Below are 11,740 nucleotides of genomic sequence, written 5' to 3'. Positions count from 1 at the left end.
CGCCAATGGTCAGCGCGGGCAGGCTCAGGCCGGCGAACCAGAAACCCAGGGCGGCGCCGGGCAGGATGCCGTGGGCGACGGCGTCACCGATCAGGCTCATGCGCCGCAGGATCAGAAACACCCCCAGCGGTGCGGTGCTGCAGGCGAGTACCAGGCCGCCGATCAGGGCGCGGCGCATGAAGATGAAGTCGACAAAGGGCAGCCACAGGTGCGCGGTGAGATGCATCAGGCCACCTGCATGTGCGGTTGCGGTCGGATCAGTTCTTTGCTCGGCCCGAACAGGCAGCCCGTGCTTTTGATCTGCACCACTTGCTGGGTGTGTTGACGCACGGAGGCCAAGTCATGACAGACCACGACTACCGTGCGGCCCTCATCGTGCCAGGCGTGGATGTGTTTCCAGCACAAAGCCTGGCCGTCTTCGTCGAGCGCCGCGTGGGGTTCGTCGAGCAACAGCACCGGCGTGTCGGCCAGGCTCATGCGGGCGAGCAGGGCGCGTTGCAATTCGCCGCCGGACAACGCCATCAACGGGCGCTGTTCCAAGCCGCCCAGGCACCAGTCTTCCAGCACTGCCTGCAAACGCTGGCTGCGTTGCGGCGCACTGAGCTGCGAGCCCCAGAAGCCGGCGGCGACCAGTTCTTGCAGGCTGATCGGGAACTGACGGTCGAGGTGCTGTTGCTGCGGCAGGAACGACAGGCCGCCACGGCGTGGAATGTCCAAGGTGACTTTCCCCACCAGGGGTTTTTGCAGGCCGGCGATGACTTTGAGCAGGCTGCTTTTGCCCGTGCCGTTGGCGCCGATCACACCGGTGAGGCTGCCCGTTTCCAGGCGCAAGTCCAGCGCAGGGGTCAGTGGTTGGCCAGGGGCGCCCCAGCGTAAAGCCGTGCAGGTGATCATGCCGAGTACCTCGTCCAGCGGCTTTCAGCCACGGCATCGTGCGCGTGCAGGCTTTCGGCGTGGATCACTTTGAGGTGGAAGGCCTGGACGGCATCCGAGCGTTTCAAGGCGAGGTTCAAGCGGCGGGCGGCGTCTTCGCAGAACATCAGGTTCTGCCCGTTGGCCAGGGCGAAGGCTTGTTCGTCCGCACGTTTTACCGCGGTTTGCACGGCGGTGCCGAGGGCGGCTTCCGCGGTGTTGATCAAATCGGTCAGTGCCAGGTGCTCGCCACGCAACTGGACGCGCAGTTGCGCGCTGCTGCGCTGGCTGTGGGGCGTGGCGACAATGCCATTGGCGCTGCCGAGCCAGGTCAGCACGTCGGTATGCTGCAACGGCGTGTTGCCGAAGTCTTCGATAAATTGCTGCTGAATCAACTGCCTGGCGAGGGCCGCCGAGCACGGGCAGGTTGAGGAATAAGTAACGTCAATTTTTAGTTCCACGTGGAACATCTGGTTTTCCACACGCGCTTCGATGCTCACCGGGTAGCCTTTCCAGCCGGCCAGTGGACTGACCAATGCCGGGCGTTTGAGCAGCAGATCGGTGTGGATACGCAGGTAGGCGTTATTAGATAAACCTTCATGACTGTCGAGAAAACGCTGCAGTACCTTACGCAGAAGTGCCGGCGTCAATGGCTGCTGGTCGAGCATCTCCAGCGCCAGGTACAGGCGTGACATATGAATGCCACGAGCCGTGCCGTCGTCCAGGCTGACGCCGGCGTCAGCAGTGGCGGCCAGGCGGTGGCCGTCGAGCAAAATGGGCAGGGCGATGCCGCACATGCCCACCCAGTCGAGCGGCAAGGCTTGGCGTGAAGCCTGCGCGGCGATATCCGGCAGAGTCAGCGCATTCATGAGCAGGTCCATCGTTGGCGATAAAAAGACATGTTATATTATAACTATTGAGTCGACGATGAATTTTCTGTTCTGGTCTTTTTTCAGTCATGTCGAGTAAGGACGCTCCTTTATCTGCGGTATTTGTCATGCACAGACGTCAGCTCCTTAACCTGCTCCTGGTCAGCCCGCTGTTCACCTTGCCCTTCACCGCGTCGGCCACACAGATTCGCAACGCCCGCCTGTGGCGCTCGGACGACAAGCTGCGACTGGTGTTCGACCTCAGTGGCCCGGTGAACTACAAGACTTTTTCCCTGACCGCGCCGGAACGCCTGATCATCGACCTGAGCGGCGCCGGGCTCAGTGGCGACTTTTCTCAGTTGGTCTTGAAGAACAGCGGGATCACCTCGATTCGCTCCGGGCACTTCGGCAAGGCGGATACGCGCATCGTGCTGGACCTCGCCACACCGATGCTGCTCACCAGCTTTTTGTTGCCGCCCCAGGATGGGCAAGGGCACCGCCTGGTGCTTGATCTCACCAGCGCCACCCAGGTGCCTCACCCGATAGCGGCCGCACCCAAACCGCCGGTCGACAGGGCGCACCCCAAACGCGACATTATCGTGGTGGTCGATCCCGGCCACGGCGGCAAAGACCCCGGCGCTATTGGTTCCAAGGGCCAGCGCGAGAAAGACGTGGTGCTGTCCATTGCCCAATTGCTGGCCAAACGCTTGAAGCGCGAGAAAGGTTTCGATGTGAAGCTGGTGCGCAACGATGACTTCTTCGTGCCGCTGCGCAAGCGCGTGGAGATTGCCCACAAACACAACGCCGACATGTTTATCTCGGTACATGCGGATGCGGCACCACGGATCACCGCATCGGGGGCTTCGGTGTATGCCTTGTCCGAAGGCGGTGCCACCTCGGCCACGGCGCGTTTCATGGCGCAACGGGAAAACGGCGCCGACCTGCTGGGCGCCACCAGTTTGCTGAACCTCAAGGACAAGGACCCGATGCTGGCCGGGGTGATTCTCGACATGTCGATGAACGCCACCATCGCCTCCAGCCTGCAACTGGGCAGCTCGATCCTGGGTAGCCTGGAAGGCATCACCTCGTTGCATCAGAAGCGCGTGGAACAGGCCGGGTTTGCGGTGCTCAAGTCACCGGACGTGCCGTCGATCCTGGTGGAAACCGGGTTTATCTCCAATGCGCGGGACAGTGCGCGGCTGGTCACGGCGCGGCATCAACAGGCGGTGGCGGAGGGTTTGTTCGTCGGCCTGCAGCGCTACTTCCAGAAGAACCCGCCGGTGAACAGCTACATGGCTTGGGTCCAGGAACAGAAAAACAACCAGGCCTAACAGCCGGTCACGCGGCTGCAGGTGAACTTGGCGCTGGCGCCACCGGAGCTGGAAAACCGGTTGATCGTGGTCCAGCCCACGCGCCGCGTGTAGCCGACCCACGCTTCACCGTCCGAGGCCAAGCCGGTAAAGAACGTCAGTTGCCCGTAACGGCTGTTGGTCTGAGCCCAGTGGCGCTGGCCGATCACTTCGAAACCGCGCAAATACGTGGTGCTGCCGACCGTCGCCACGCTGTAGGCGTTGCCCAGTGGGTCGACGCAAGCCAGCAGGGTGGCGCTGCGCGTGCAGTTCGCCGACAGGCTCGGGACTTGGGCGCAGGCTTCGGCCGTGATGAGCAACAGCAGGCTGCACAGTAGATATTTCATAGGGTTTCTCGACGTAGACAGGTGCCAGCATTGCCCCGTTGGTCATGATGGGCAAGCGGGGGATTGGCTTATTTGTATTGTTATAATATAACATTAAATACAGCCCGGCTTAAGCGGGCGATCTGATGAGAATGACCTGATGCCCAATCGCCTTCCCGTTACCGTGTTGTCCGGCTTTCTCGGCGCCGGTAAAAGTACGCTGCTCAACTATGTCCTGCGCAATCGCGACAACCTGCGGGTGGCGGTGATCGTCAACGACATGAGCGAAATCAATATCGACGGCGGCGCGGTGCAGCGCGACGTCACCCTCAACCGCGCCGAAGAAAAGCTGGTGGAGATGAGCAACGGCTGTATCTGCTGCACCTTGCGCGAAGACCTGCTCGAAGAGGTCGGAAAACTCGCCAGGGAAGGTCGCTTCGATTACCTGTTGATCGAATCCACCGGCATCTCCGAACCGTTGCCCGTGGCCGAAACCTTCACCTTTCGCGATGAAAACGAGCAGAGCCTGGCCGATATCGCGCGCCTGGACACCATGGTCACCGTGGTCGACGGCATGAACTTCCTGCTCGACTACCAGGCCGCCGAAAGCCTCGCGTCACGGGGCGAAACCCTCGGCGAAGACGACGAACGCTCGATCACCGACCTTTTGATCGAGCAGATCGAATTTGCCGACGTCATCTTGATCAGCAAGATCGACCTGATCGGCCGCCACGAGCGTGAGGAACTGATGGCCATCCTCGAACGCCTGAACGCCCAGGCGGAAATCATCCCGATGGTCATGGGCGAAGTGCCGCTGAACAAAATCCTCAACACCGGCCGCTTCGACTTCGACCGCGCCGCCCAGGCCCCCGGCTGGCTGCAGGAACTGCGCGGCGAGCATGTGCCGGAGACCGAAGAGTACGGCATCGCCTCTACGGCTTACCGCGCGCGCCGACCGTTCCATCCGCAGCGCTTTTTCGCGTTTATCGACCGCCCTTGGGTGAACGGCAAACTCCTGCGTTCCAAGGGTTTTTTCTGGCTGGCCAGTAAGCATCAGGACGCCGGCAGTTGGTCCCAGGCCGGCGGCTTGATGCGCCATGGCTTTGCCGGACGTTGGTGGCGCTTTGTGCCGAAAAGCCAGTGGCCGCAGGACGAAGAAAGCGTCGCGGCGATCATGGGCCATTGGCAACCGAGCACTGGCGACTGCCGCCAGGAACTGGTGTTCATCGGGCAGAACATCGACTTCGCGCTGATGCGTGCCGAGTTGGACGCCTGCCTGCTCACCGATGCAGAAATGGCCCAGGGCGTCGACGCATGGCGCTTGCTGGCCGATCCTTTTGGCCCTTGGTATGAAGAGGCTGTCGCCTGATGCTGGCACCGCTCATCCCCCTGCGCCCGCTGATCCGCCAGACTTGCGGCGACACCCCGCTGGCGCTGTCCGAGATCCTTGAAGACGGCGTCAACCTGGCGCTGTGGCAGCGCCAATTGCCGTTGCACATCGCCGAGTTCGGCGCCTTGCTGGTGGCGCTCAACGCGCCGTTGGCCGAGTCGCTGGTCATCGAGTTGGGCAGCGAAGACGCGGTGCCGAACGTGCAGGGTTTAGCGGCAATTTGCTGTGATCTTGACGGTTATGAAGGGTTTATTGCCGATGTGTCGTGGCTGGTCAGCGCGTTTGCCTGCCTGCTCGGCGCCCGGCGTATCGGCGTGCGTTTGCGCTTGCTGGACAAAGCCATGTGCCCGCGCTTTCACGTCGATCATGTGCCGGTGCGGCTGATCACCACGTATGCCGGCATCGGCAGCCAATGGTTGCGCGAAGGCGTGATGGACCGTCGTCAGTTGGGCCAGGCGGATGCCGAGCCCGGCGAGCGTATCGAGCAGATTCACTGCGGCGAAGTGGCGTTGCTCAAGGGCACGAAGTGGCATGGCAACGAAGGGCACGGGCTGATTCACCGTTCGCCGTCGCTTAAAACCGATGAACGACGGTTAATTCTGACGCTGGATTGGCTGGCATAACCGCGTAGGATCAAACGTTCTACACGGCCTGAATGATGCCCTCTATGCTGCAGAACATTCCCACCCATGTGATTGCCGGCCCCTTGGGCGCCGGCAAGACCAGCCTGATCAAACACCTGCTTGCCCAACGCCCGGCCAACGAGCGCTGGGCGGTGTTGATCAACGAATTCGGGCAAATTGGCCTGGATGCGGCCTTACTGACCCAGGCCGACGACGGCATTGCCCTGGGCGAAGTGGCGGGTGGCTGCTTGTGTTGTGTGAATGGTGCACCGTTCCAGGTCGGACTGGGCCGCTTGCTGCGTAAGGCCAAGCCGGACCGCCTGTTTATCGAGCCCTCGGGGCTCGGGCATCCGGTGCAAGTGCTCAAGCAATTGCGCGAGGCGCCATGGCAGGAGGTGCTGGCGGTTCAGCCTTGCGTGCTGGTGCTGGATGCGCAAGCCCTGGCGGCGGGCAAACCCTTGCCTGACGCACAGCGCGAAGCACTTGCCAGCGCCGGACTGTTGGTCCTGAACAAGGATGAGGCGCTGGACGCCGCACAGCGCAAGGCGATCGAACGGCAGTTACCCGAGGTTGCGTTTTACTGGACGCGTCAGGCGCAATTGCCGTTGCAACGCTTGCCAGGCCTGAATGCGCGGGCTGTAGCGGCTGTGGATAACTTCGTGGCGCCCGAAGGCTTGGCGCAAATGCCCGCTGTGTGGAGCGATCCCACACTGCCGATCTGCTTGAGTCAGGCCCAGGAGGGCGGATGGAGCATTGGTTGGCGCTGGCATCCGAGCCAGTCATTCGATCGCCGGCGCCTGGCGCAATGGCTGGCAAGCCTTGATTGGCGCCGCGCCAAACTGGTTATCCACAGCAGCGATGGCTGGATCTCCGGCAACGCTGTGGATAACAGCCCACTCGTCTGGCAACCCAGCGAATGGCGGCGTGATTCGCGTATCGAATTGATTTTCAGCGCGCCACAGGACGTGGCCGCGCTACAGCAGGCGCTGGCAGCCTGCCGTCATTGACGATTCTTGGCGTGGTCCTGGCGCCACTGGCTGAGTTCGATCACGTCGGCGCTGGGCAGCGGCGTCTTGATCTCGAACGGGTAGGGCGCCAGTTCGATCTGTGCGCTGTGGGCGCCGAACTGGGTGATGGTCCCAGGGTGGCGGGTTTCGCCGGTCACGGTGAATTCGAAATTGTAGATGCGCGCCAGGCGCCGCCGCCCGTTGGCATCCTTCACAAAACCGATGCGTTTCAATGCCACGGCACCGTCGAGCAGCTCGATATCGAGCTTGGCGCAATGCTGCTTGACCCGTGCCAGCGCACGCTCGCGTAGGCCGTGGTTGTGCCATACCCAGGCGGCGCCGGTCGCCAGCAGCATCAACACGAAGATGTTTCCCAGGGTCAGCATGCGAAAAACTCCAACAAAGTGAGAGCAGCTTAACTGTGTCGTCGGTCTGTCGTACAGGCTGCGTTTGGTCGCATACTGCGCGACCAGAATTTCAATGGTTTTACGGAAATCTCCCGCATGAAACGCACACCTCATCTGCTTGCGATCCAGTCTCATGTGGTCTTTGGCCACGCCGGAAACAGCGCCGCCGTGTTCCCCATGCAGCGGGTCGGGGTGAACGTGTGGCCGCTCAACACGGTGCAATTTTCCAACCACACCCAGTATGGCCAGTGGGCGGGTGAAGTGTTAGCGCCGCAGCAGATTCCAGCGCTGGTGGAAGGTATTGCGGCCATCGGTGAATTGGGCAATTGCGACGCCATACTCTCCGGCTACCTGGGCAGCGCGGCCCAAGGTCGGGCGATCCTCACTGGCGTGGCGCGGATCAAAGCGATCAATCCCAAGGCCCTGTACCTGTGCGACCCGGTGATGGGCCATCCGGAAAAAGGCTGCATCGTGCCGCAGGAAGTCAGTGATTTTCTGCTCGACGAAGCCGCCGCCATGGCCGACTTCCTGTGCCCCAACCAGTTGGAACTGGACAGCTTCGCCGGACGCAAGCCGCAATCGCTGTTCGACTGCCTGGGCATGGCCAAAGCCTTGCTGGCACGCGGGCCCAAGGCCGTGCTGGTCAAGCACCTGGATTACCCGGGTAAGTTGCCGGATGGCTTTGAAATGCTGCTGGTGACGGCCGACGGTTGCTGGCACCTGCGTCGGCCGCTGCTGGCGTTTCCCCGGCAGCCGGTGGGCGTGGGCGACCTGACGTCGGGGTTGTTCCTGGCGCGGGTGTTGTTGGGCGACAGCCTGCTGGCTGCTTTCGAGTTCACCGCAGCGGCGGTGCATGAAGTGCTGTTGGAAACCCAGGCCTGCGCCAGCTATGAACTGGAGCTGGTACGTGCCCAGGATCGTATTGCCCATCCCCGTGTGCGCTTCGAAGCCACGCCGATCGACCTGTAATTACACAAAACCCAATGTGCGAGGGAGCAAGCCCCCTCCCACAGGTTGATTGGGTTGACAGTCCGGAACTTACAGCGCGTCGGCTTTGATTTCCTGGTAGCGCTTTTCCAGCTCCTGGCGAATCTGCCGGCGTTGCTGCGCCTGCGCAAACCGGCGGCGGTCTTCGCTGTTGTGCGGTTGCAGTTGCGGCACGGCGGCGGGTTTGCGCTGGTCGTCCACGGCCACCATGGTGAAGAAGCAGCTGTTGGTATGGCGCACGGAGCGCTCGCGGATGTTCTCGGTCACCACCTTGATGCCCACCTCCATTGAGGTGTGGCCGGTGTAGTTGACCGATGCGAGGAAGGTCACCAGCTCGCCGACGTGGATCGGTTCGCGAAAAATCACCTGGTCCACCGACAATGTCACCACGTAACGCCCGGCGTAACGGCTCGCGCAGGCGTAGGCCACTTCGTCGAGGTATTTGAGCAGGGTGCCGCCGTGGACATTGCCGGAAAAGTTGGCCATATCAGGGGTCATCAATACCGTCATCGACAGTTGGGCGTTTCCGGGTTCCATAGCTCACTCACGGGTTAGGCATTGGTTGGGGTGGCACCTCTGCGGGTGCTGGGGTCTTTGCAGCGCCCTCCCTTACGGGACGCCGGTGGGCGGCTTGCCGTCACGCCTGCAGCGATCTGTTTCCATATATTGCACCGGCTTTGCGGCGGAAGTGGTGGTGTTAACCTTCAAAAGTCCTTCTCAGGGCATTTCTTACGATAAAGGCAGACTTTTCCTTCCGGCTTTTGCGAAGTTTCAAAGGCGCGGGGGACGTGGGAAAAGCGCCAGTACCCTCAAGGAGCCCCTCGCCATGCACGCCATCAGCTTTATTCAGGATCTGGCTGTGATCATGTTGGTGGCCGGGGTCGTGACTATCCTGTTTCATCGCCTCAAGCAGCCGGTGGTGCTCGGTTACATCGTCGCCGGCTTCATCATCGGCCCCCACACCCCGCCGTTCGGCCTGATCCACGATGAAGACACGATCAAGACCCTCGCCGAGCTGGGGGTGATCTTCCTGATGTTCTGCCTGGGCCTGGAGTTCAGCCTGCGCAAGCTGTTCAAGGTGGGCGCCACGGCGTTTATCGCGGCCTTCCTGGAAATCGTCCTGATGATCTGGATCGGCTACGAGATCGGCCGTTGGTTCGACTGGAACACCATGGACGCGCTGTTCCTCGGCGCGATCCTGGCGATCTCCTCGACCACCATCATCGTCAAGGCGCTCAACGACCTGAAGCTGAAAGACCAGCGCTTCGCCCAACTGATTTTCGGCGTGTTGATCGTCGAGGACATCCTCGGCATCGGCATCATTGCCTTGCTGTCGAGCATCGCTGTCAGTGGCACGGTCAGCTCCGGCGAGGTGTTCTCCACGGTCGGCAAGCTCTCGCTGTTCATGATCGTCGCGCTGGTCATCGGGATTTTGCTGGTGCCGCGCTTGCTGGCCTACGTGGCCAAGTTCGACAGTAATGAAATGCTGCTGATCACCGTGCTGGGCCTGTGTTTCGGCTTTTGCCTGCTGGTGGTCAAGCTGGAATACAGCATGGTGCTGGGGGCGTTCCTGATCGGCGCGATCATGGCCGAATCGCGCCAGTTGATTAAAATTGAGCGCCTGATCGAACCGGTTCGCGACATGTTCAGCGCGATCTTCTTTGTCGCCATTGGCTTGATGATCGACCCGCAGATCCTGATGCAATACGCCTGGCCGATCGCGGTGATCAGCGTGGCCGTGGTGCTGGGCAAGATGTTGTCCTGCGGCCTGGGGGCATTTATCGCCGGCAACGACGGGCGCACATCGCTGCGCGTAGGGATGGGGCTGTCACAGATTGGTGAGTTTTCCTTCATCATCGCCGCGCTGGGGATGACCTTGCAGGTGACCAGTGACTTCCTCTATCCGGTCGCAGTGGCGGTGTCGGCGATCACCACGTTGCTCACCCCCTACCTGATTCGCGGCGCCGACCCGTTGTCGTTGAAGATTGCCGCCGTGATGCCTAAGCGCATGAGCCGGGTGTTCGGCATGTACGGCGAATGGCTGCGCAGTATTCAGCCCCAAGGCGAAGGGGCGCTGCTGGCGTCGATGATCCGCAAAATCGTGCTGCAAGTGGGGGTGAACCTGGCGTTGGTGGTGGCGATCTTCTTTACCGGCAGCTACTTCGCGCTGCGTATCGGCGGGTATCTGGAGGGCTGGATCAGCGATCCGAGCTGGCAGAAGGCGTTGATCTGGGGCGCGGCGTTGCTGTTGTCGCTGCCGTTCCTGATTGCGGCGTACCGCAAGCTCAAGGCACTGTCGATGCTGCTGGCGGAGATGAGCGTCAAGCCGGAAATGGCCGGGCGGCATACCCAGCGCGTGCGTCGGGTGATCGCCGAAGTGATTCCGATTTTGTCGCTGCTGGTGATCTTCCTGCTATTGGCCGCCTTGTCGGCCAGCATTCTGCCGACCAACAAGTTGCTGGTGCTGATCGCCGTGGTCGCGGCGGCGGTGGCGGCGGTGCTCTGGCGGTGGTTCATCCGCGTGCATACGCGGATGCAGGTCGCCTTGCTGGAGACCCTGGATAACCACAAGGATTGAGGGGTTAGACGGGGGGCTGCTTCGCAGCCCAGCGCGAGCAAGCTCGCTCGCCACAACAAGTTCGCAGTGCGGGGATCAGCTTTCCAGCCAGACGTCCCGTGCCCAGTGCCACACCGATTCCCAGGTTTCTTCGGTGACGAGTTCTTCTTCGCCGGACCACAGCACCACGGTGCCGTCCTCTTCCACGCAGTAGTAGTCGTCGCCGTCCTGGCAGATCGGGATCAGTTCGCGTGGCACGCCAATGTCCCAGGCCGTGGCGGCAACTTCCGGCAAGTAGGTGTGGGAGCCGGGATCGGTGATGGTCACCGGTTCCAGGCTGCCATAGACCACATCGCTGACGGTCAGCAGGAATTCCTTGAAGACGAACGGAATATTGATGAACAGCTCTTCTTCAATTTCCACCAACTGGTCTTCATCAGGCAGTTCCAGAGGAACCGGAACCGGTTCGTTGGCTTCACGCAATTGTTCGATAACTTCTTCCACGGCCGGGATCCTCTTGCTAGATGGCGCGGTTTATAGGGGCGTTTTATACAGTAGCTCGCTATAAGTGCAACCGTGAAATAGAAAACCCCGGAACATGTCCGGGGTTTTGCTTACGGCTTGCTCAAGCGCGGGCATCAGCCGTTCTGGCGGATACCGGCGACCAGCCAAGGCTGGTTCTCGCCTTGAGGACGTTCCATGTTCCAGCTTTCGCTGAACACTTCGCCCTGGTCGAAACGCGAGGTTTTCGACACGCCGCTGAACGTCAGGGTGGCGATGGTCTTGTCGGCGCGATCATCCACACCTTCCAGCTGTACGCGCAGGTCGTCGATGTAGGTCGACTGGAACGCATCGCCCAGGTCGGCACGTTCGCGCTTGAGGAACTCCAGCAGTTGCGGGGTCACGAACTCGGCGATCTTGTCCATTTCGTTGGCGTCCCAGTGCTGCTGCAGGGACTGGAAGTGGCTGCGGGCCGCTTCGACGAAACGTTCTTCGTTGAACCAGGCCGGTGCATTGATCACCGGACGGGCGGCGGCAGGCGCTGCCGAACCACCGAAGATCGAACCTGCGGCTGGCTTCTGCTCGAACACTTCACGCTGCATCGGCGCGCCGGCTGGAGCCATGTGCTCCTGCTGCTTGCGACGACGGGCAGCGATAAAACGGAAGATCAGGAAGGCGATGACCGCCATGATCAGGATGTCGAAGATCTGCATGCCCTGGAAGCCGCCGCCCATGAACATGGAGGCGAGCAAGCCACCGGCGGCGATACCGGCCAGCGGGCCTAACCAGCGCGAAGCACCGCCGGCCTTGGC

Annotated in this window: 14 protein-coding genes; 6 read left to right on the top strand and 8 right to left on the bottom strand. The window is 61.5% G+C overall.

Annotated elements, in window-relative coordinates; genetic code table 11:
- The 3 genes from L9Z73_RS16505 to folE2 form a co-directional block, all read right to left on the bottom strand.
- On the bottom strand, window positions 1-226 hold a 226-nt coding region (locus tag L9Z73_RS16505), incomplete at its 3' end, for a metal ABC transporter permease (RefSeq protein WP_247402975.1).
- Window positions 226-894 (bottom strand): metal ABC transporter ATP-binding protein, encoded by a 669-nt coding sequence (locus tag L9Z73_RS16500; protein ID WP_247402973.1) that lies wholly within the window; start codon window positions 892-894, stop codon window positions 226-228. The genes L9Z73_RS16505 and L9Z73_RS16500, both read right to left, overlap by 1 nt.
- Entirely contained in the window at window positions 891-1,781 is an 891-nt protein-coding gene (folE2, locus tag L9Z73_RS16495; protein WP_247402971.1) for a GTP cyclohydrolase FolE2, read from the bottom strand. The genes L9Z73_RS16500 and folE2 overlap by 4 nt, the downstream gene beginning before the upstream one ends.
- Window positions 1,782-1,909: 128 nt before the next feature.
- On the opposite strand from folE2, the gene L9Z73_RS16490 reads away from it, so the two are divergent.
- Entirely contained in the window at window positions 1,910-3,112 is a 1,203-nt protein-coding gene (locus L9Z73_RS16490; RefSeq protein ID WP_247402970.1) for an N-acetylmuramoyl-L-alanine amidase, read from the top strand.
- On the opposite strand, the gene L9Z73_RS16485 is transcribed toward L9Z73_RS16490, so the two are convergent.
- Window positions 3,109-3,477 carry a glutamine synthetase gene (locus L9Z73_RS16485; RefSeq protein ID WP_247402968.1) on the bottom strand — a complete coding sequence of 123 codons (369 nt, stop codon included), beginning with the start codon at window positions 3,475-3,477 and terminating at the stop codon, window positions 3,109-3,111. The genes L9Z73_RS16490 and L9Z73_RS16485 overlap by 4 nt on opposite strands.
- Before the next feature lie 139 nt (window positions 3,478-3,616).
- On the opposite strand from L9Z73_RS16485, the gene zigA reads away from it, so the two are divergent.
- From zigA to L9Z73_RS16470, 3 genes are read left to right on the top strand one after another with little or no spacing between them, the layout of a single operon-like run.
- A complete protein-coding gene (zigA, locus tag L9Z73_RS16480; protein WP_247402966.1) occupies window positions 3,617-4,825 on the top strand; it encodes a zinc metallochaperone GTPase ZigA in 1,209 nt (402 codons plus the stop codon).
- Window positions 4,825-5,469: a DUF1826 domain-containing protein gene (locus L9Z73_RS16475; protein WP_247402964.1), complete on the top strand. Its 645-nt coding sequence runs from the start codon at window positions 4,825-4,827 to the stop codon at window positions 5,467-5,469. Before zigA ends, L9Z73_RS16475 begins: the two co-directional genes overlap by 1 nt.
- Before the next feature lie 44 nt (window positions 5,470-5,513).
- Window positions 5,514-6,476, top strand: coding sequence for a CobW family GTP-binding protein (locus L9Z73_RS16470; protein WP_247402961.1), 963 nt, complete (start codon window positions 5,514-5,516; stop codon window positions 6,474-6,476).
- Here L9Z73_RS16470 and L9Z73_RS16465 read toward each other — a convergent pair.
- The gene (locus L9Z73_RS16465; RefSeq protein ID WP_247402958.1) at window positions 6,470-6,862 is read right to left on the bottom strand and encodes a DUF3301 domain-containing protein; all 393 of its coding nucleotides are present in this window, start codon (window positions 6,860-6,862) and stop codon (window positions 6,470-6,472) included. The two genes, L9Z73_RS16470 and L9Z73_RS16465, sit on opposite strands and share 7 nt — an antisense overlap.
- Window positions 6,863-6,979: 117 nt before the next feature.
- Here L9Z73_RS16465 and pdxY point away from each other — a divergent pair, with 117 nt between their 5' ends.
- A complete protein-coding gene (gene pdxY, locus L9Z73_RS16460) occupies window positions 6,980-7,852 on the top strand; it encodes a pyridoxal kinase PdxY (protein WP_247402955.1) in 873 nt (290 codons plus the stop codon).
- Window positions 7,853-7,921: 69 nt separating this feature from the next.
- On the opposite strand, the gene L9Z73_RS16455 is transcribed toward pdxY, so the two are convergent.
- Window positions 7,922-8,407 (bottom strand): acyl-CoA thioesterase, encoded by a 486-nt coding sequence (locus tag L9Z73_RS16455; protein ID WP_017850038.1) that lies wholly within the window; start codon window positions 8,405-8,407, stop codon window positions 7,922-7,924.
- Window positions 8,408-8,696: 289 nt separating this feature from the next.
- On the opposite strand from L9Z73_RS16455, the gene L9Z73_RS16450 reads away from it, so the two are divergent.
- Window positions 8,697-10,448 (top strand): cation:proton antiporter, encoded by a 1,752-nt coding sequence (locus tag L9Z73_RS16450; RefSeq protein ID WP_247402952.1) that lies wholly within the window; start codon window positions 8,697-8,699, stop codon window positions 10,446-10,448.
- A 75-nt stretch (window positions 10,449-10,523) separates the two neighbouring features.
- On the opposite strand, the gene L9Z73_RS16445 is transcribed toward L9Z73_RS16450, so the two are convergent.
- Window positions 10,524-10,931 (bottom strand): SMI1/KNR4 family protein, encoded by a 408-nt coding sequence (locus tag L9Z73_RS16445; RefSeq protein WP_247402950.1) that lies wholly within the window; start codon window positions 10,929-10,931, stop codon window positions 10,524-10,526.
- A gap of 134 nt (window positions 10,932-11,065) precedes the next feature.
- Window positions 11,066-11,740, bottom strand: a 675-nt coding sequence (locus tag L9Z73_RS16440) for a Tim44 domain-containing protein (protein ID WP_247402947.1), incomplete at its 5' end; no start/stop codon positions are given.

Source organism: Pseudomonas emilianonis (genome assembly GCF_023072625.1).
Lineage (GTDB): Bacteria > Pseudomonadota > Gammaproteobacteria > Pseudomonadales > Pseudomonadaceae > Aquipseudomonas > Aquipseudomonas paraveronii.
The sequence above is the reverse complement of the archived record's forward strand: the minus strand, read 5'-3'. Positions and strand labels throughout refer to the sequence as shown.

What these genes read in the sequence shown, in the direction of transcription:
- L9Z73_RS16500 (WP_247402973.1), bottom strand. Translation starts at nt 894, where the DNA reads ATGATCACCTGCACGGCTTTACGCTGGGGCGCCCCTGGCCAACCACTG.
- folE2 (WP_247402971.1), bottom strand. Translation starts at nt 1,781, where the DNA reads ATGAATGCGCTGACTCTGCCGGATATCGCCGCGCAGGCTTCACGCCAA.
- L9Z73_RS16490 (WP_247402970.1), top strand. Translation starts at nt 1,910, where the DNA reads ATGCACAGACGTCAGCTCCTTAACCTGCTCCTGGTCAGCCCGCTGTTC.
- L9Z73_RS16485 (WP_247402968.1), bottom strand. Translation starts at nt 3,477, where the DNA reads ATGAAATATCTACTGTGCAGCCTGCTGTTGCTCATCACGGCCGAAGCC.
- zigA (WP_247402966.1), top strand. Translation starts at nt 3,617, where the DNA reads ATGCCCAATCGCCTTCCCGTTACCGTGTTGTCCGGCTTTCTCGGCGCC.
- L9Z73_RS16475 (WP_247402964.1), top strand. Translation starts at nt 4,825, where the DNA reads ATGCTGGCACCGCTCATCCCCCTGCGCCCGCTGATCCGCCAGACTTGC.
- L9Z73_RS16470 (WP_247402961.1), top strand. Translation starts at nt 5,514, where the DNA reads ATGCTGCAGAACATTCCCACCCATGTGATTGCCGGCCCCTTGGGCGCC.
- L9Z73_RS16465 (WP_247402958.1), bottom strand. Translation starts at nt 6,862, where the DNA reads ATGCTGACCCTGGGAAACATCTTCGTGTTGATGCTGCTGGCGACCGGC.
- pdxY (WP_247402955.1), top strand. Translation starts at nt 6,980, where the DNA reads ATGAAACGCACACCTCATCTGCTTGCGATCCAGTCTCATGTGGTCTTT.
- L9Z73_RS16455 (WP_017850038.1), bottom strand. Translation starts at nt 8,407, where the DNA reads ATGGAACCCGGAAACGCCCAACTGTCGATGACGGTATTGATGACCCCT.
- L9Z73_RS16450 (WP_247402952.1), top strand. Translation starts at nt 8,697, where the DNA reads ATGCACGCCATCAGCTTTATTCAGGATCTGGCTGTGATCATGTTGGTG.